Here is a 17,751-nt window from a genome sequence, read left to right on the forward strand (position 1 = left end):
CTGGTTGCGGGAAATCAACGTGGGAACCGAACTCACCCGGCCAGTCAGGCGGTCTAATAATGTCAGTGCCTCCTGCGAGAGTTGGAGCATGAAGCAGATCGGGGAAAGGCAAGCACAAGCAACGGTGTCTGCTGTGCCTGCTGTTTCTTTGTCCCGTGGTGTAGCGCAGCCCTTGTCCCGGGGTGTGGCGCAGGCCGGGACCATCAGCGGTGACCTGATTGCTCAATTGCGGATGCTGGAGGAGATGAAGTCGGCCATCTCCGGTCTGCAGGCCCAGATTGCCGTGGCCTTTGATCTGGCCCAACGCGCTGAACAGGCCGAAGCAGGAGTACCTGCGGCCGAACGCGGCAAGGGTGTCGGTGCGCAGGTAGCGCTGGCGCGTCGGGAATCACCGAACCGCGGCTCACGGTTGCTGGGCCTCGCCAAAGCCCTGGTCACGGAGATGCCTCGAACCCTGGCGGCGTTGAACAAAGGCCTGCTCAACGAGTGGCGGGCCACGCTGCTGGTCAAGGAAACAGCCTGCCTGTCCGTGGAAGACCGGGCCGCGGTGGACGCCGAACTCGCCCCGACACCGGAACCTTCGACGGCGCCGGAGACAAAGCCATCATCGCCGCCGCGAAAGCTGCCGCGTACCGCCGTGACCCACGGTCCGTGGCCCAACGCGCCAGCCACGCCGCGACGGAACGAACCGTCAGCCTGCGCCCGGCACCGGACACCATGACGTACCTGACCGCGCTGCTTCCGGTCGGCCAGGGCGTGGCCGTGTACGCGGCACTGACCCGGACCGCTGACTCTGCCCGGTCCAGCGGTGACCCCAGGACCCGCGGCCAAGTCATGGCCGACACCCTCGTTGAACGGACCACCGGCACCCCCGGCGGGATCTCCGGGGTTGAACTCCAAGTCGTCATGACCGACCGCACCCTGTTCCAAAGCGATTCCGAACCCGCCCGGCTCCACGGCTACGGCATCGTCCCCGCACCCTGGGCAAGAACCCTGATCGGCGCAGCAGAAGAGACGCCAGCACGAGGAAAACAACCACCCGAACAGGGCCGGCAACCAGCACGAGGTGCCGCAGCAACCCACCCCGAACAGCCGGTTCAGCCGACAAGCTACCGATCACGGTGGGCGGAGACACCAACACCAGCCCCAGACAGCCCGACAGGCCACGGATCACCGCCGGGCATCCGGTCAACATCCGGTCAGGACCGGCAACCAGCACGAGGTGCCCCAGCACAGGACCTACAGCCGGCACCCGAACAAGACCAGGAATTCAAGGTCTGGCTCCGACGGCTCTACACCGCGCCCGAAAGCGGTGAGCTGCTGGCCATGGACTCCAAAGCCAGGCTCTTCCCGCACCGGCACCGGCGATTCATCGAAGCCCGCGACCATACCTGCAGGACACCGTACTGCGACGCGCCCATCCGGCACATCGATCACGTCGTACCGTGGCACTCCGGCGGGGCCACCACCCTGGACAACGCAGCAGGGCTCTGCGAAGCATGCAACCACACCAAAGAAAACCCCGGCTGGGCCGCCACACCCCTACCCGAAGACACCCACACCCTGAGCATCAGCACCCCCACCGGACACACCTACCAATCCAAAGCCCCACCACTACCCGGACACCGACCCTCCAGAACATGACCAGACAGGAAAAAGGCGGGCAGCGATTGCTCGCTGCCCGCCTCTTGGTGGTCGACTAATAGACGACTTAGAACTCCCAGTCCTCATCCTCCGTGTTGACAGCCTTGCCAATCACGTAGGAGGAGCCCGAGCCCGAGAAGAAGTCGTGGTTCTCGTCGGCGTTCGGGGACAGGGCCGACAGGATGGCCGGGTTCACGTCGGTGACGGAAGCCGGGAACATGGCCTCGTAGCCGAGGTTCATGAGGGCCTTGTTGGCGTTGTAGTGCAGGAACTTTTTGACGTCCTCGGCCAGGCCGACTCCGTCATAGAGATCGTGCGTGTACTGGACTTCGTTTTCGTAGAGCTCGAAGAGGAGCTCGAAGGTGTAGTCCTTGATTTCCTGCTTGCGGGCCTCGGAAACCTTCTCCAAGCCCTTCTGGAATTTGTAACCGATGTAGTAACCGTGCACGGCCTCGTCGCGGATGATGAGGCGAATGAGGTCAGCCGTGTTCGTAAGCTTGGCGCGCGAGGACCAGTACATGGGCAGGTAGAAGCCCGAGTAGAACAGGAAGCTCTCCAGCAGGGTGGAGGCCACCTTGCGCTTCAGGGGATCGTCGCCCTGGTAGTAGTCCATGACGATCTGGGCCTTCTTCTGCAAGTTCTCGTTCTCGAGGGACCAGCGGAAAGCGTCGTCAATCTCCTTGGTGGAGCACAAGGTGGAGAAAATGGACGAGTACGACTTGGCGTGCACCGACTCCATGAAGGCGATGTTGGTGTACACAGCTTCTTCGTGCGGCGTGATCGCATCCGGGATCAGCGAGACAGCGCCGACCGTGCCCTGGATCGTGTCCAGGAGCGTCAGGCCGGTGAAAACGCGCATGGTGAGCTGCTGCTCATCCGGCGTCAGGGTATGCCACGACTGGACGTCGTTGGACAGCGGCACCTTCTCCGGGAGCCAGAAGTTGTTGACCAGCCGGTTCCAGACTTCCACGTCCTTGTCGTCCTGGATCTTGTTCCAGTTGATGGCCTCGACGTGTGTCAGCAGCTTGACCTTTTCGGTCATTTCATCCCCTTTAAGCGATGGTTTTTCTTGAGATAAGCCTACGACGGCGGGTGGTGGCCCGCCGTCGTAATCTTTAGTTTTGGGTGCAGCCGAGGCCGCCGAGAGTCAGCCGATAACGGTTGACTAGAGCATGCAGGAAACGCAGCCCTCAACCTCAGTCCCTTCCAGCGCGAGCTGGCGGAGACGGATGTAGTAGAGGGTCTTGATGCCCTTGCGCCATGCGTAGATCTGCGCCTTGTTGATATCGCGCGTGGTGGCGGTGTCCTTGAAGAACAGCGTCAGGGACAGGCCCTGGTCCACGTGCTGCGTAGCAGCGGCGTAGGTGTCGATGATCTTCTCGTAGCCGATTTCGTAGGCATCCTGGTAATACTCCAGGTTGTCGTTGGTCAGGTACGGAGCCGGGTAGTAGACGCGGCCGATCTTGCCTTCCTTGCGGATTTCGATCTTGGCGGCCACCGGGTGGATGGAGGACGTGGAGTTGTTGATGTAGCTGATGGAACCGGTAGGCGGAACGGCCTGGAGGTTCTGGTTGTAGATACCGTGCTCCATGACAGAGGCCTTCAGCTCGCGCCAGTCATCCTGGGTGGGGATGTGGTGGCCGGCAAAGAGTTCCTTGACGCGGTCCGTCTCCGGAGCCCATTCCTGCTCTGTGTACTTGTCGAAGAACTCACCGGATGCGTAGGTGGACTTCTCGAAGCCGCCGAACTTCTGGCCGGTCTCGATGGCCAGGCGGTTTGAAGCACGCAGGGCGTGGAACAGCACCGTGTAGAAGTAGATGTTGGTGAAGTCCAGGCCCTCTTCGGAACCGTAGTGGACGTGCTCGCGGGCAAGGTAGCCGTGGAGGTTCATCTGGCCCAGGCCGATCGCGTGGCTCTGGGCGTTGCCCTGCGCGATGGACGGAACTGAGTTGATGTAGGACATGTCGGACACAGCGCTGAGGGCGCGGATGGACGTCTCGATAGAGAGTCCGAAGTCCGGCGAATCCATGGTCTTGGCGATGTTCATGGAACCGAGGTTGCAGGAAATGTCCTTGCCGACGGTCTCGTAGCTGAGGTCCTCGGCGTAGATGGACGGCGAGGAAACCTGCAGGATCTCCGAGCACAGGTTGCTCATGGTGATCTTGCCGTCGATCGGGTTGGCCCGGTTCACGGTGTCCTCGAACATGATGTACGGGTAGCCGGACTCGAACTGGATCTCCGCGAGGGTCTGGAAGAACTCACGGGCGCTGATCTTGGTCTTCTTGATCCGGGAATCATCAACCATCTCGTAGTACTTCTCGGTCACCGAAATATCGGAGAACGGAACACCGTAGACCTTCTCGACGTCGTACGGCGAGAAGAGGTACATGTCCTCGTTCTTCTTGGCGAGCTCGAACGTGATGTCGGGAACCACAACACCCAAGGAGAGGGTCTTAATGCGGATCTTCTCATCAGCGTTCTCGCGCTTGGTGTCCAGGAAGCGGTGGATGTCCGGGTGGTGGGCGTGCAGGTAGACGGCACCTGCACCCTGGCGGGCACCGAGCTGGTTGGCGTAGGAGAAGCTGTCTTCGAGGAGCTTCATCACGGGGATCACGCCGGAGGACTGGTTTTCGATCTGCTTGATCGGGGCACCGTGCTCGCGGATGTTGGTGAGCGAGAGGGCTACACCGCCGCCACGCTTGGAGAGCTGAAGGGCGGAGTTGATGGCGCGGGCGATCGACTCCATGTTGTCTTCGATGCGGAGCAGGAAGCAGGAGACGAGCTCGCCGCGCTGGGCCTTGCCGGCATTGAGGAACGTGGGGGTTGCCGGCTGGAAGCGGCCGTCAATGATTTCATCGACGAGGCGGTTGGCCAGGTCCTCGTTGCCGCGGGCCAGGTGCAGGGCAACCATGCAGACACGGTCTTCGTAGCGCTCCAGGAAGCGCTTGCCGTCAAACGTCTTCAGTGTGTAGGACGTGTAGAACTTGAAGGCACCAAGGAAGGTCTCGAAGCGGAACTTCTTCTTGTAGGCGCGGTTGAAGAGGTCGCGGATGAAGTTCATGGTGTACTGGTCGAGCGTTTCGCGCTCGTAGTACTGGTTCTTCACCAGGTAGTCGAGCTTCTCTTCCAGGTCATGGAAGAACACCGTGTTGTTGTTCACGTGCTGCAGGAAGTACTGGTGCGCTGCTTCACGGTCGGCTTCGAACTGGATTTCGCCGTTCGGTCCGTACAGATTCAGCATGGCGTTGAGCTCGTGATAACCCAAGCCCTTATAAGCCTCAGGCAGGGGCTTCTTGGCCGTGTCCACAGCGCTCCCGGTTACTTCTGTTTCTGCGACAGTTGTGTCCAAAACTCTTCCAATCCTTGATTCACTCGGTCTACGTCTTCGGGTGTTCCCATAAGTTCGAACCGATAAAGATGCGGCACCTTGCACTTGACGGAGATGATGTCCCCGGCCGCGCAGTAGTTGTCCGCGAAGTTCGTGTTCCCTGCTCCGATAACACCGCGGATCAGTTTCCTGTTCCTGGGATCGTTCAGGAATCTGATGACCTGCTTCGGCACGGAACCCTCCCCGTTCGTTCCGCCGTAAGTGGGCAGGACAAGAACGAAAGGTTCAAGTGCCAGAAGAGGAGCGTCCTGGGCGTACAAGGGGATACGAGCCGCATCCCTGCCCAGCTTCCGGACGAATCGTTTGGTGTTCTCGGAGGTCGAGGAAAAGTAGATGAGGTGACTCCTCGTAGTGACAGCTTCCGTCGCATTGCGTACGGTTGCCGCTGTCAGCGTTGCCATGGGAGTCACCTCGTCTACAGAGGAATTCTTAGTGTGCTGTGGTGGCGAAGTTTGAATGGAAACTTAGGCCACGGAGGAAACGGCCTGGGCCAGTTCCTCGATCTTGTCCGGGCGGAAACCAGACCAGTGGTCCTGCTCGGTCACGACAACCGGAGCCTGCATGTAGCCCAGTGCCTTGAGGCGCTCAAGTGCCTCGGCATCCTGGGAAATGTCGACACTCTGGTAGGCAATGCCCTTCTTGTCGAGTGCCCGGTAGGTTGCGTTGCACTGAACACAGGCCGGCTTCGTGTAAACCGTTACGGTCATGATCCCTGTCCCCTTAGTTGAAGTCTGTCGCTCTTCGTATCTGGCGGGCTCAACCGGAACTAACTACTGAATCCGATACCGGCCCGCGGGCTGCCGTGACAGCCAACACGCTCTGATTTTGGCTTGGGCTGCTTTCCCGCTCAATCCGTAAATCGATACTACATGTAGTGCAAGAGCAGAACTGGAACCCCAAGATGATGTATTACAAGTATGTCATTCAATCCACCGCTCGTCCACAGGCAAGGGCCCTCAAAATGTCCGTGATTACGCCAAATTGAGAGATGTCATCCACACCCTGTGGACTACTTAGTCACATTTAATCTCCAGCGTGTCGCCGGGATACGGCGTGTCGTGACACTTTGAAAATGTGGCGTGGCGAACAGCTAAAATCTGCTGATGGTCAATCTCCACCACCTCCGGACGCTGATGGAAGTAACCCGTTTGGGTTCGTTCGCTGCCGCCGCCGCCCAGCTTGGCTACACAGCCTCGGCAGTCTCCCAACAGATGGCCGCGCTGGAACGCGATACCGGCGTCGAACTCTTCCAACGCTCGGCCCGCAGCGTTGTCCCTACGGAGGCGGCCGTGACCATGACCCGGCACGCCTCGAAGGTACTGACCGACGTCGAAGCCCTTATGGCAGCGGCCTCGCGAACCAACGACTCCCCCGCCCAGGAACTGAGGCTGGGCATCTTCCCGAGCCTTGCCACCTACGTACTGCCGGAGATCCTGCGGAACGAACGGTGGAACGGGTTGGGCATTGAATTGCGCGTCTCCGTTGCTGAGCCGGCCCAAACCATCCAGGGACTGCGCAGCGGCGGCGAACTGGATGTAGCACTGGTGTACCAAGTAGGACAGTCCGGCCTGGCGTGGCCGCACTCCCTGGAACGGCAATGGATCGGCGACGACGACTTCCGGGTGGTGCTGCCGGCCTCATGGAAAATCCGGGAGGACGCCGAAATCGAGGCAGCACACTTGTCCGATATGCCGTGGATCGTCCACCACCCAGGCACCAGTGACGCGCTGGTGATCGAGCGCCTGTTCGCCAGCTGCAACCTCCACCCCCGCGTGGTGGCCTACAGTGACGACTTCCATGCCAGTTTGGAAATGACGGCCGCCGGGCTGGGTGCCTCGCTGGTACCAGAGCTGGCGCTCCGGAACCGGCCATCCGGCGTCGTGGTCCTCGATGTTCCGGACATCCGATTGGCACGAAACGTCTTTGCCCTGCTCATCAACGAAAAGCGGACCGCCCAAGTGCAGTTGTTCACACAGCTGCTGGCCGACACCCTCAGGGACACCTCCGGCAAGAGCGGACTTCACCCCCTGAAAACCGCGCCTGTCAAGGGTCCGCAACGGCGTAGGTGAAATATCCCCAAGTGCTGGAACCAGTAGGTTGATGGGGTTAGATTGATCACATGGGCAAGGTAGCGAGCAAGCATTTTGGGGAGATTGAGCTCAACCACGGGAGTGAACATTGCTTCGTCGCGAGGCACGAGCTCGCCGGCAACCAACTGGAGCTGGACCTCAATGTCACTGCGCACGACCACTTTGACGAGGCCGCCATGCGCAAGGTGGACTACCGCTTGCGCTTCCTGCCCGAGTTGGTGGACCAAGTCAGGGAAATGATCGCCGACGAGCTCGACCAAGACGGCACCAACCCCCAACAGTTCCTGCATTTCCACAGCTCACAGCTAAAGGACGAGCAGCTGGAATCGGTCTTCGGCGTCCGGGACAAGGGCCAGCTCACCAACGATGTGTTCTTGAAAGCACTCAAGCTCGGCCACGTCGCCATCTACCCCGGACAGCCGGAACGCTATTTCGTCCTGGACTTCACGCTCGGATCACGCTTCACCGACGAACTCCTGGTGGTCGCAGCGGACGAGGACGGCGTGGTGGACGACGAAATCCTCTGGGAGTAGCAAGCAGCGATTAAAAACGTACGACGGCGGCCGGTCACCTTGTTGGTAACCGGCCGCCGCGCCGCAGGTGGCCGCACGGAATGAAGTCGCTGAAACGTTCACCAGGGCCTGTCAACGCGCGGACCGTCGTCAGGGCTTCTCAGATATTCTCCGCGTTCCTGCCCTTCAGAGCGCTCGCGTTGGGCCTGCTGCGAACTCTGCTCCAGCTGTTTGAGTTGTTCCTGTGCAGGAGCGGACGGCGATTCGCCGGAGGGCTGCTGGGGTCCGCCATTGCGCGACTGGCCCTCGGCGATTTTCGCACTGAGCCGCTCCCCAGCCGCATCAAGGGCGGCGCCCTCCCCTGCGGCGTTCGCGGGACCATCAGCATGGCATTGCGGCGGCGATGCGTTCGCAGCTGCAAGCCCTTCGGCAAACTGCCGGGCTGCAGCATCGCCCTCGCCGGCAGCGTCTCCCAATTTCTCGATGCTGAGCACCAGGTTGACCCGGACTTTGCATTCGTCGTCACCCGGCCCCGCGCGCAACGCAGCCTCAAAATCAGCCCGTGCAGCAGCGAAGTCACCTGCCAGCACCTGGGCGTCCCCCGAAGCGAACAACGCCTTATGCGGCTCCACGAGGTTCGCGACCTGGAGCCATTCTGCCGCTTTCTCCACGCTGCTCCCCTGGCCGGCGGCATAGGACTCGGCCGCTGCATCGCCCAAGGCGCCCAGGCTCAGCAATTTCGCCGAAACTGCGAGCGCCAAGAGGGCCGGTGGGGCGGACCACAGCGCAAGCCGGCGGCGGCGTCGTCGATTGTTGTTCACCGGGTTCGCTCCTTTGGTGCGGGGCGGAGGTTCAGGAGGGCGGCCAGATGGCGCAGCGGTTCATGCAGTGCCAGCAGGAAGGCCGCCAGGGCGAGCAGCCAGTAGAGCTCCACGCGTCCGGGAGTGTCTGCCTCAGTCACGGTCAGGGCACTTGGCTGGGCTTTGCCGAGCATGTCGGATGCAGGCTCAGTGCCGGTTCGGTGTGCATAGGGGACGTGGAGCTGTTCGGCAATGGAGTGAAGCTGCTCTTCGTCGATGCGGGAAACGGCATCCTGTGCGGTGTCGGAGCTGCGGTCCTTGAGATAGCCGGCGTCGGCGTCCGGGCTTTCCTTCATGCGGCCGCCTTGGGGGGTGCCGTACCCGAGCACTGCTCCCCCTGCTACGTTGGCTGCGTCCATGGCCGGTGGCCGTTCGGTGCTGGTGTTTTCGCCGTCGCCGGCGTAGAAGACCAGGGCGGGCCGTCCGGAGTGTTGCTCCTTTGCGGCAGCGAGCCGCTCCTTGAGCAGTTGTGCTGCACCGGTGACGCTGCTGCCTTTTGCGTAGCGGGCGTTTTGGGGTTGGAGCGTGGTCATGGCGGTCCGGAGCGCCGTGGCGTCACGGGTGAGGGGCATGCGGACAGTGGCTGTGTTGTCGAAGGTGATGAGCGAGAATTTGGCGCCGGCGAGCTCTGTGGCGATTGCCATGACGTCGCGCTGGGCACCGCTGAGACGGGTAGCGGAGCCGTTGTAGTCTTCGGCGGCCATGCTGGTGCTGGTGTCCACCACGAAGAACACGTCCATCTCCGCTGTGGCAGTGTTGGCCTGTCCCCCGGGCCAGCCCGGTCGGAGCAGGGCAAGGAGCAGGAGGACGACGGCGGCACCCTGCAAGGCGGCCGGTTTCAGGTTCCGCGCTGCTTGCTTCGGTCCCCGGCGCCCCCGCACCAAGGGCAGCAGTGTGAACACCGATACGACGGCGAGCGCCAGTACCAGCAGTGGCCACGGGATGATCGGTGAAAAGGTCATTGTTCCATCCGCCTGCCGAGCACCAGCATGCCTGTTCCTGCGAGCAGTGCAATGCCGAGGGGCCAGGCGGGAGCGTCGGCCACTACTGCCTCCGGAGCTGCAAGGTAGCTTGTGGCCTCGGATTCCTGGACTTTGCCGACAATGCCGGCCACGGCATCAGCGCTGTCTACGGTGTAGTAGGCGCCCTCTGTTCGCTCGGCTGCGGCCCGCAGTTGGGTCCCGGGTTCGTCGGCTTGCTTGCCGTAGTCGAGGTCGTTCGGGTTCATCGCGTAGACCTTCACGTTTTTGGCGACGGCCAGGGCTGCCGCTTCGTCCAGGGTGAAGATCGGTTCGCCGGAGAGGAAGTTGTCAGTGGCGAGCACTACTGAGCGTGAGCGCTGGGGGTCGGCGGAGGCTGTGTCCTCGGGGAAGCTCTGCACACAGGAGGCGAGGCCGTCTCCGATCAAGGAAGAACCGGCGCCGTTCCAGGTGCCGTCGAAGAAGGATCCTGCCCCGCTGTCCAGGGCTTCCCGCGCTTCGGAAAGTTGCTGGGCTGCGTAGTCGTAGTCGTCCGTGAGGGGAAAGAGTTGGACGCTGCTGCTGTCGAAGATCACCATGCCGATCCTCTCGCCGTCGAATTCCTTGGCGAGTTCCTGGAAGACCTTGGCGATTGCGGCGTCGGTGCTGGTCATGGATCCGGACACGTCCAGGCAGAGCACGATGTCCCTGTTCCGGATTTCCGGAACCTCGGTGGTGCGCGTGAGGGGTCTCGCGGCCGCTGTAGCCGTGGCGCCGAGGAATACCGCTCCGAGTATGACTGCACACAGCAGCCGCCTCCTGTGCCTGCGGAGCGCGTCCTGATACTCAGGGAGGGCCGTCAGCCGGTCACCGTGTGCGATGGGCCGGGTTTGTGGAGTACGACGACGATGGTACAGCCAGGCGCTGATAACCACCGCTGCGGCGGCAAGGGGAAGCATCCACCAGTAGCTCAATTCCATCCGGACACCACCTGCCGTGCAACCGCTGCTGAGTGCTGTACGGGGTGGACCGGGACACGGGCGAATTCGTTGGGATAGATTCCTGCTATCCCTTCGGCCAGTCGATCAAGCCCTTGGTGGCGCAGCTCCTCCAACGTCATGGAGGTGACGGGCAGGCCTGTGGCCGCGCCGGCGAACTCCCGCACGAGGAAGCTGAGTCTTTGGTGGGCGTCGCGCAGTGGCACGCGTCCGGCGTCGGCATCCTCCGTGGTGGCGTCGATCGCCGTGAGGCACGCCGATCGCAAGGCGTCCAGGTCCGGCTGTGGCATTTCCGCACCTGCAGGTGGTTTACGGCGGGCTGGGCGGAAGATCCAGCCGTACCAGGCAACCACCAACAGCACTATCAGCAACCCGGCCCAGAACCAGAGCGGCTGGTACTGAAGTGGCGCGTAGAAACCGGCGTCATCCTGCACGGCCGACACCCCCGGCGGCTCGCTTGGACGGCACTGCACCCGAGCGGTGCTTTTCCAGGAGGGCGAAGACAGCGGGCAGGACGTCGGCACTGCCTGAGGCTTGTTCCTCGGCTATGCCTAATCGGCGGAAGATGGAGCTGCGGCGTTCTGCGCGTTCGGCCATGGCAGCTTCGTAGGCTGCCTGGATTTTGCGGTCCCCGGCCAAGGGCGCTGGAATGACCTGTCCCGTCCCCACATCGGTACTGTTCGGGGATTCGTGGCCGGCCACCGGCGCAAGGTCCGCGTCCCGGATGGTGAGCCAGAGGACTTCGTGCCTGGCTCGAAGCCTGCGCATCAGGCTCTCAGTGCGGGCGTTTGGCATGAACTCGTCCGCGATGGCAACAATGAGAAGGCGTCCCTTGAGGTACCGCAGGACGTAGTCCAGTTGCTCCGCGAGGGAACTGGCCGGCCCCTGGTCCGAAATGCTCGAGTCCACCTCCCGCAGGAGTCGTTCCAGGTTCTCCTCACCGCTGCGCGGCGGGACATACCGGCTTGTGGTTCCATTGCCGTGCAGCAGGCCGACGTCGTCACCGTGACGGCACGCCAAATAGCCCAGGACCCCGGCAGCATGAACGGCGAGGTCCTTCTTCGATTCACCGGACAACGCCTGGGCGGCCATGGTCCTGCCGGTATCCACCAGCAACAGCACTGAATGCCGGCGGACCGCAACATACCGCTTGACCAGGGGCGAGCCGTGCCGTGCGGTGGCCTTCCAATCAATGTCCCTGACTTCATCTCCGGGCACGTAGGCCCGAAGCTCGTCAAAGTCCAGGCTGCGGCCTTTGAAGACAGAGCCGTACTCGCCATCAAGCAGGGTAAGGGTCCGCCGGTGGGCGAAGATGAACATCTTCGACTTGACCCGGCGAAGCAGGCTGGGCACTCGTTGTCCCCGCTACGGTGTCTGGACGGACGCCACGACGGCATCAATGACGGCCTCCACCGGGACACCTTCCACCACGGCATCGAATCCCAGAATGATGCGGTGACGCAAAATGCGGTGGGCAAGGCTCTTGACGTCCTCGGGAATCACGTGGTCCCGGCCGTTGAGCAGGGCCAGCGCCCGTGCCGCCTGGCTGAAGGCAATGCTGGCCCTGGGGCTGGCGCCGAACTCCACCAGGTTGGCCAGCCGGGGCTCCAGGTACTGGGAGGCATGGCGGGTGACATAGGCAAGGCCGACGATGTACCTGACGATGGCAGGGTCGATGTAAACCCGCTTCACGAGTTCCTGGACCTGGACCACGGCGTCCAGGGAAGCAGCAGCCGGCGGTTTCTGCCCGGCATCGAACACCCCGGCGTCGATCCGTCGGATGACCTCGGCTTCCTCGGCCGGGCTTGGATAGTCCAGGACGTCCTTAAGCATGAAGCGGTCCATCTGGGCTTCGGGCAGCCTGTACGTCCCCTCCTGCTCGATCGGGTTCTGTGTTGCCAACACCAGGAACGGCTGCGGCAAAGGATAGGACTCACCACCGATGGAGGTCTGCCGTTCCTGCATGGCCTCCAGCATGGCGCTCTGCGTCTTGGCACTGGACCTGTTGATTTCATCCAGCAGGACGATGTTGGCATGGACCGGGCCCAGCTGGGTGACGAACGTGCCCTTGGCCGCATCAAAAATCTGGGTGCCCGCAATGTCACTGGGCAGCAGGTCCGGTGTGCACTGGATGCGGCGGAACTCTGCACTGACGGACTCCGCAATGGCCTGCGCGGCAGTGGTCTTGGCAAGGCCTGGAACACTTTCCAGTAAGACGTGGCCGCCGGTCAACAACCCGATGACCAGGGTCTCACGAAGCCTGGACTGGCCAACCACCTTGTTCTCGAAACTCCGCACGATGCTCCCCACCAGCTGCTGGGCACGGGCCATGTCCGGTGCATCGATTCCGGCCGTGGCTGTGGTCTGTTGCACTCTGGTCCCCTCGCTGGCTTCTCTGATCCCCGGGCAGTTCCGGCACGCGGTACCTGGTACGCGGTACCTGGTACGTGATGCGCGACCCTGCATGGGCCACTCTATCCAAGCCCTCCCTGTTCAGGGCCGCAATGGGGACCCCTCCCCATGCAGCCTTTCGAGGTCTATCCTTTTGCCATGCATCAGCTACCAGCCGCCTACCAGAACTACCTCGCCGCCCAGGACCAACACGTCATTGACGCAGTACGGCCCGTCCTCCTCCAGTCCGCCGCCGATGAACGCCACGGCGTAAGGATCGTCTACAACACCGGCTCCACCGGCCACCAGGCACACCTGGACGAATCCATCCCCTACGGTGTGATCGTGGAGGACATCGACTGACTAACCCCTTTGGCTCCAGCTACCCCTTCATGGCCCCGCTACCCCTTCATGGCCCCGGACAGGGCAAAGGAGTTACCCAGTCCCCGTGACACAAGGGCGTAGAGCACCAGCACCGGGACCGAATACAGGATCGAAAACGCCGCCAACTGGCCGTAGGCGATCGCCCCATGCTGGCCAAAGAAGCTGAAGATGGATACCGCCGCCGGCTGCTTGCCCGGCGACAACAACAGGATGAACGGAACAAAGAAGTTCCCCCACGCCTGGATGAAGACGAAAATGAACACCACTCCGAGCCCTTGCCCCATCAGTGGCAGGACAACGGTGCGCAGCGCGGTCATGGGCGATGCCCCGTCCATCCACGCCGCTTCCTCCAGCTCCAAAGGGACCGAGTCCATGAAGTTCTTGGTCATCCAGATCGCCATGGGCAGCGTGGTGGTGGCCATGAAGAATATGGTTGCCGGCATCGAATCCAAGAGATGAAGTTGGACAAATAGCCCGTACACCGGAACCATGATTGCTGTCACCGGCAACGAGGTACCGAACAGCACCGTATACATGAACGGCTTGTTGAACCGGGATTGGTACCTGGACAAGGGATACGCAGCAAGCACCGCGGCCACGAGGTTCACCGCAGCTGTCCCGGCAGACAACCAAAAACTGTTGGCCAACGGCTGGAACAGCAGCTCCGGAGTCAGCACGGCGCTGAAATTGGCGCCCGACGGCGACGACGGCACCTTCGTCCGGTAGCCGGCCTGGGGATCGACGGCAGCCAACAGCAACCACAGAAGGGGCGCCACGAAGCACACCCCGATCAGCACCAAGGCGATATTCGCCCCAAGCCGTGCCCGGGAACGGGAGCCGCCACCCGTCGTCGTGCCTGTACTGGTTCTGCGCGCTCGCAGTCCTTGGGTGGTCATGGGCGCCGCTCCCGCAACAGATGAACGTAAATGGCGCCGAAGACCATACCCAACAGGATCAGCACGGAGGCCACGGCGGTGCCATATCCGATGTCGCCGAACTTGAACGCCTCCTGGTAGGCCAGAACAGGCAGCGTAGTACTGGCATTGGCCGGGCCGCCCGCCGTCATCACCCAAATAAGCGTGAACACTGCCAGCGTTTGGAGCGTGATCAACATCAGGTTGGTGGTGATGCTGTTCCGGATCAACGGCAGGGTGATGAAGGTGAGCCTTTGCCATCCACGGGCGCCGTCCATCAGGGCTGCTTCGGAAATGTCCCTGGGTACATCGGCCAGCGCAGCCCGATACACCAGCATGGAGAAGGCCGTGCCGCGCCAGGTGTTGGCCAGGACGATCGCCACCAGGGGAAAGGAATACAGCCAATCCGGCCCCTCGATGCCCACCACGCCCATCATCTGGTTCAATGTTCCGTCCCGGTTGAAGTAGGCATAAGCAGCAAACGCCGCCACGATTTCCGGGAGCACCCACGCTGAAACCACCGCTGTACCCACCAAGGAAGAGACCAACCTGTGTGATCGCGTCATCAGCAGCGCTATCAGCAAACCCAGGACGTTCTGGCCCAGCACCGCAGATGCGGCGACGAACACCACTGTCAGCCACGTCGCAAGCGGAAACGAGTCGTCGCCGAACATCCGGAGATAATTCCCGGCGCCCACCCACTGGGGATCCCTCGCCGCTTTGCCCGTCAACGCGGCGTCAGTAAGGGACGCGTAAAAGGACCACAGCACCGGAGCCAGCAGGAAGACCACCAGCAGCAAAATGGCGGGAACCACCGGCAGAAGCCGCAGGATGCGGCGCATGCTCATTTCTCCAGGACCTTGTCCTCACCAACAAGCCGGCGAACTGTGGCATCGTATTCCGCCGCAGCGTCCTCGGGGCTTTGCTTGCCAGTGATCACTGACTCTGTGGCCACCTGGACGGCAGTGGAGATCTTCGGGTAATCGGCAGTGGCCGGCCGGTAGTGGGTCACTGCCACCAGGTCCGAAACATCTTTCACAAAGGGGTTGGCAGCCAGATAATCAGCTTCTGCGGCAACATCGGTCCGGACAGCAATCTGTGAATTATTGACGTCATAGGCCAGGGCGTTCTTCTTGTTCAACGCCGTGGTGAGGAACTGGAAGGCGAGGTCAGGGCTTTTGCTGTTCGCACCTACTGCCAGCGTCCAGCCACCGGACATACTGACGCCTCCGGGCTCCTGACCATCACGGGTGGGGAACATGGCGACGCCCATGTCCTGCTCATATCCGGCCCATTCGTAGGTGCCGCCCTTCTGCCAGAACGACGGCGCGTAGGAACCTTCCACGGTGGCTGCCAGTTTGCCCTGGGGGAACCACTCGCCAAAGACCTTCTTCCAGATGTTGGCATCCAGGGCCTCGGCAGGACTCACTGCGAGTTTCTCGTCGTACAGGGTCTTCAGGAAAGCCAGCGAGTCCGTAAATCCCTGCGAGCCGACCACCCACTTCTTTGCATCCACGTCATACAAAGTGCTGTCGGTCCCATACAGAAGCTCATAGAACCCCTGCATGACAGAACCTTCGCCGGTGCCTTTGCCCGCATACATATTGAAGGCGATCGCGTTCGGATCCGATGCCTTCACCGCACGGGCCATGGTCAGGACGTCCTCCCAGGACTTAGGTTGCCAGGGCAAGGAAATACCCGCCTTTTGGAGGACTTTCTTGTTGTACCAAATGGCTCTGGTATCCGTACCCAGAGGCACAGCGTAAATACTGCCGTCATCTGCACGGCCGGCGGCCTTGGCAGCATCGTTGAACAGGGACCAGTCATCCCACTTTTCAAGGTAGGGATCAAGCTTAAGGAGGTATCCGGCGTCGACATCCGAACGGACCTTGAAGGTGTCCTCGTAGAAGACATCCGGCGCGGTGTCCGCTGAACGCTGCGCCAAGGCGAGCTTGGTACCGTAGTCGTCATCGTTTGCCTGGATGGGCTGAAGCTCCACCGTCACACCGGAGTTGGCGGCCTCAAACTCCTTCTTGGCGTCCTGCATGACGGCGTCGAGGGCAGTAAAGGCATCCGTCTTCTGATAGACGATCTTCAGCGTCTTATTCCCTGCCGCGTCAGGCGTGGGTGAACAGGAACTTGCAGCAACAACCACGGCGGCGATTGAAACCATGGCGGCAAGCCTTCCCGCCACATGCCTCAAACCGGCTAACTTCATCGGGCGGCCCATGGTGCTCCAATCCGTCAAACGCAGTACTGAATCAGCCTTCCAGAAGGAGCCGCTGGGCACGCGGTGCCAGCATGTGCTCCAGGACGAGGCACGCGGCGCCGATTGCGCCCACATCCTCGCCCACTCCGGTTCCTACAACTTCGAGGTCATGAATCATCCGGGCAGCATTGTTCCTGTCCAGCAATTCCGGCACCCGCTCCAGGAAGTAGGGCGCCATCCGGCCCCAGAAGGGACCACCAAAGACCACGCGCTCAACATCCAAGGTATTGGTCACCACCGACACAGCACGGGCCACCAGGGTGGCCGACTTGTCCAGGATGGCAATTGCTTTCTTGTTCCCGGCGTCAGCCTCGTCACACAGCTCGGCGAAACGCTCCTGGACTTCGGGTCCGTCCCTGCCCTCGCGGCGACCATCCAGGACACCGGCTGCTTCGGCCTCGGCCACCAGGACCTGGGGGATGCAGGATGACTTGACGCAACCGTGCAATCCGCAATCGCACAACGGGCCGGAAGGGTCAACCACGATGTGCCCGATCTCTCCGGCATTGCCGGAGGTTCCACGGACCACTTCGTCGTTGAGCACAATTCCGCAACCGATGCCCGTACCCATGTACATAAAGACAAAGCTGCCGGCACCGCTCGCGCCGCCTGCCCAGGTCTCGGCCACAGCCGCGCTGGTGACGTCCTTGTCCACCAAGGTCTCAAGACCGGTGGCCTCGCTCAGGGCTTCACGGATACGCACCCGGTTCCACCTGGTCAACAGGGGCGGCTCCACCACGGAACCTTCATCCAGATCTATGGGGCCGGGGACGGCAACGCCAAGTCCGGCGATCTTGGACGCATCTACGCCCGACTCTTCCACCAGAACCTTTATTTGCGCCGCGATACTGGTGATGACGTCGGCGGGGTCCCCGCCAGGGGTGGACATCCGGGAATGCCGGACAACGTTGCCCAACAAGTCAAGGACTACGAAAGTGATCACGGCAGGGTCCAGATGTACGCCCACGGCATACATCCCGGCAGGGTTCAACCGCAGGATGGTCCGCGGCTTGCCCGGGCCCGAACCTTCCTTGCCTGCCTCGACAATCAGCTGCTGATCCAGCAGGCGCCGGGAAATATTGGAAATGGTTTGGGGGGAAAGTCCAACAATCTGCGCCAGCTCCACGCGGCTGAGTCCCTGCGCCGAGCGCCGGATCGCCTCCAGAATGACGGTCAGATTGAAGTCCCCCATGCGGGGTAGATTCGTTCCGCGCCTCGGTGTCGGCTGCCGGATCTCAGTCACTGATGCCCCTCGTCATTCGGAAAAACTTCGTCGAATTTAGTCTGTGTCTGCATCGTACGATACCCGTGCCCCCGCGGATACGAGCACACGCTGGCGCCC

The 17,751-nt window shown here is 61.9% G+C and carries 17 protein-coding genes and 1 pseudogene; 4 read left to right on the top strand and 14 right to left on the bottom strand.

Features of this window, described 5'->3' with window-relative positions; translation table 11 throughout:
- The first annotated feature begins 232 nt into the window (after positions 1 to 232).
- Positions 233 to 1,644, top strand: a pseudogene (locus tag BLQ01_RS19820) (DUF222 domain-containing protein).
- A 67-nt stretch (positions 1,645 to 1,711) separates the two neighbouring features.
- Here BLQ01_RS19820 and nrdF read toward each other — a convergent pair.
- From nrdF to nrdH, 4 genes are all read right to left on the bottom strand, one after another.
- Complete coding sequence (gene nrdF / locus BLQ01_RS19825) at positions 1,712 to 2,686, bottom strand: class 1b ribonucleoside-diphosphate reductase subunit beta (protein ID WP_011775019.1); 975 nt, start codon at positions 2,684 to 2,686, stop codon at positions 1,712 to 1,714.
- Positions 2,687 to 2,809: 123 nt separating this feature from the next.
- Positions 2,810 to 4,951 (bottom strand): class 1b ribonucleoside-diphosphate reductase subunit alpha, encoded by a 2,142-nt coding sequence (nrdE, locus tag BLQ01_RS19830; protein WP_272944995.1) that lies wholly within the window; start codon positions 4,949 to 4,951, stop codon positions 2,810 to 2,812.
- 11 nt (positions 4,952 to 4,962) lie between these two features.
- On the bottom strand, positions 4,963 to 5,433 hold the full coding sequence (gene nrdI / locus BLQ01_RS19835) for a class Ib ribonucleoside-diphosphate reductase assembly flavoprotein NrdI (protein WP_091553881.1): 471 nt from the start codon (positions 5,431 to 5,433) through the stop codon (positions 4,963 to 4,965).
- Positions 5,434 to 5,496: 63 nt separating this feature from the next.
- Positions 5,497 to 5,739: a glutaredoxin-like protein NrdH gene (gene nrdH, locus BLQ01_RS19840; protein WP_011775022.1), complete on the bottom strand. Its 243-nt coding sequence runs from the start codon at positions 5,737 to 5,739 to the stop codon at positions 5,497 to 5,499.
- Positions 5,740 to 6,135: 396 nt separating this feature from the next.
- Between nrdH and BLQ01_RS19845 the strand changes: the two genes are divergently transcribed.
- On the top strand, positions 6,136 to 7,101 hold the full coding sequence (locus BLQ01_RS19845) for a LysR family transcriptional regulator (RefSeq protein WP_026542427.1): 966 nt from the start codon (positions 6,136 to 6,138) through the stop codon (positions 7,099 to 7,101).
- 50 nt (positions 7,102 to 7,151) lie between these two features.
- Complete coding sequence (locus BLQ01_RS19850) at positions 7,152 to 7,655, top strand: DUF2004 domain-containing protein (RefSeq protein WP_026542426.1); 504 nt, start codon at positions 7,152 to 7,154, stop codon at positions 7,653 to 7,655.
- Positions 7,656 to 7,753: 98 nt separating this feature from the next.
- Here BLQ01_RS19850 and BLQ01_RS19855 read toward each other — a convergent pair whose 3' ends face one another.
- From BLQ01_RS19855 to BLQ01_RS19880, 6 genes are read right to left on the bottom strand one after another with little or no spacing between them, the layout of a single operon-like run.
- On the bottom strand, positions 7,754 to 8,455 hold the full coding sequence (locus BLQ01_RS19855) for a hypothetical protein (protein ID WP_091553884.1): 702 nt from the start codon (positions 8,453 to 8,455) through the stop codon (positions 7,754 to 7,756).
- Positions 8,452 to 9,456 (bottom strand): vWA domain-containing protein, encoded by a 1,005-nt coding sequence (locus tag BLQ01_RS19860; RefSeq protein ID WP_091553887.1) that lies wholly within the window; start codon positions 9,454 to 9,456, stop codon positions 8,452 to 8,454. The genes BLQ01_RS19855 and BLQ01_RS19860 overlap by 4 nt, the downstream gene beginning before the upstream one ends.
- Positions 9,453 to 10,433: a vWA domain-containing protein gene (locus BLQ01_RS19865; RefSeq protein WP_091553889.1), complete on the bottom strand. Its 981-nt coding sequence runs from the start codon at positions 10,431 to 10,433 to the stop codon at positions 9,453 to 9,455. Before BLQ01_RS19865 ends, BLQ01_RS19860 begins: the two co-directional genes overlap by 4 nt.
- On the bottom strand, positions 10,424 to 10,885 hold the full coding sequence (locus BLQ01_RS19870) for a hypothetical protein (protein WP_091553994.1): 462 nt from the start codon (positions 10,883 to 10,885) through the stop codon (positions 10,424 to 10,426). Before BLQ01_RS19870 ends, BLQ01_RS19865 begins: the two co-directional genes overlap by 10 nt.
- On the bottom strand, positions 10,875 to 11,804 hold the full coding sequence (locus BLQ01_RS19875) for a DUF58 domain-containing protein (protein WP_091553892.1): 930 nt from the start codon (positions 11,802 to 11,804) through the stop codon (positions 10,875 to 10,877). Before BLQ01_RS19875 ends, BLQ01_RS19870 begins: the two co-directional genes overlap by 11 nt.
- A 12-nt stretch (positions 11,805 to 11,816) precedes the next feature.
- Positions 11,817 to 12,824 (bottom strand): AAA family ATPase, encoded by a 1,008-nt coding sequence (locus BLQ01_RS19880; RefSeq protein WP_026542420.1) that lies wholly within the window; start codon positions 12,822 to 12,824, stop codon positions 11,817 to 11,819.
- Between the two features lie 177 nt (positions 12,825 to 13,001).
- Here BLQ01_RS19880 and BLQ01_RS19885 point away from each other — a divergent pair, with 177 nt between their 5' ends.
- Positions 13,002 to 13,205, top strand: a complete 204-nt coding sequence (locus tag BLQ01_RS19885) for a hypothetical protein (protein WP_223943218.1) — start codon at positions 13,002 to 13,004, stop codon at positions 13,203 to 13,205.
- Positions 13,206 to 13,243: 38 nt separating this feature from the next.
- On the opposite strand, the gene BLQ01_RS19890 is transcribed toward BLQ01_RS19885, so the two are convergent.
- The 4 genes from BLQ01_RS19890 to BLQ01_RS19905 form a co-directional block, all read right to left on the bottom strand.
- Entirely contained in the window at positions 13,244 to 14,122 is an 879-nt protein-coding gene (locus BLQ01_RS19890) for a carbohydrate ABC transporter permease (RefSeq protein WP_091553894.1), read from the bottom strand.
- On the bottom strand, positions 14,119 to 14,988 hold the full coding sequence (locus BLQ01_RS19895; protein ID WP_091553897.1) for a carbohydrate ABC transporter permease: 870 nt from the start codon (positions 14,986 to 14,988) through the stop codon (positions 14,119 to 14,121). The genes BLQ01_RS19890 and BLQ01_RS19895 overlap by 4 nt, the downstream gene beginning before the upstream one ends.
- Positions 14,985 to 16,313 (bottom strand): extracellular solute-binding protein, encoded by a 1,329-nt coding sequence (locus BLQ01_RS19900; RefSeq protein WP_254779546.1) that lies wholly within the window; start codon positions 16,311 to 16,313, stop codon positions 14,985 to 14,987. Before BLQ01_RS19900 ends, BLQ01_RS19895 begins: the two co-directional genes overlap by 4 nt.
- Before the next feature lie 88 nt (positions 16,314 to 16,401).
- Positions 16,402 to 17,601: an ROK family protein gene (locus tag BLQ01_RS19905; RefSeq protein ID WP_254779547.1), complete on the bottom strand. Its 1,200-nt coding sequence runs from the start codon at positions 17,599 to 17,601 to the stop codon at positions 16,402 to 16,404.
- Positions 17,602 to 17,751 lie beyond the last annotated feature (150 nt).

Origin of the sequence: Arthrobacter sp. UNCCL28, assembly GCF_900102805.1 — a bacterium.
GTDB lineage: Bacteria > Actinomycetota > Actinomycetes > Actinomycetales > Micrococcaceae > Arthrobacter > Arthrobacter nicotinovorans_A.

Coding starts and splice junctions, on each gene's coding strand:
- nrdF (WP_011775019.1), bottom strand. CDS start 2,686: ATGACCGAAAAGGTCAAGCTGCTGACACACGTCGAGGCCATCAACTGG.
- nrdI (WP_091553881.1), bottom strand. CDS start 5,433: ATGGCAACGCTGACAGCGGCAACCGTACGCAATGCGACGGAAGCTGTC.
- nrdH (WP_011775022.1), bottom strand. CDS start 5,739: ATGACCGTAACGGTTTACACGAAGCCGGCCTGTGTTCAGTGCAACGCA.
- BLQ01_RS19845 (WP_026542427.1), top strand. CDS start 6,136: ATGGTCAATCTCCACCACCTCCGGACGCTGATGGAAGTAACCCGTTTG.
- BLQ01_RS19850 (WP_026542426.1), top strand. CDS start 7,152: ATGGGCAAGGTAGCGAGCAAGCATTTTGGGGAGATTGAGCTCAACCAC.
- BLQ01_RS19860 (WP_091553887.1), bottom strand. CDS start 9,456: ATGACCTTTTCACCGATCATCCCGTGGCCACTGCTGGTACTGGCGCTC.
- BLQ01_RS19865 (WP_091553889.1), bottom strand. CDS start 10,433: ATGGAATTGAGCTACTGGTGGATGCTTCCCCTTGCCGCCGCAGCGGTG.
- BLQ01_RS19885 (WP_223943218.1), top strand. CDS start 13,002: ATGCATCAGCTACCAGCCGCCTACCAGAACTACCTCGCCGCCCAGGAC.
- BLQ01_RS19890 (WP_091553894.1), bottom strand. CDS start 14,122: ATGACCACCCAAGGACTGCGAGCGCGCAGAACCAGTACAGGCACGACG.
- BLQ01_RS19895 (WP_091553897.1), bottom strand. CDS start 14,988: ATGAGCATGCGCCGCATCCTGCGGCTTCTGCCGGTGGTTCCCGCCATT.
- BLQ01_RS19900 (WP_254779546.1), bottom strand. CDS start 16,313: ATGGTTTCAATCGCCGCCGTGGTTGTTGCTGCAAGTTCCTGTTCACCC.
- BLQ01_RS19905 (WP_254779547.1), bottom strand. CDS start 17,601: ATGGGGGACTTCAATCTGACCGTCATTCTGGAGGCGATCCGGCGCTCG.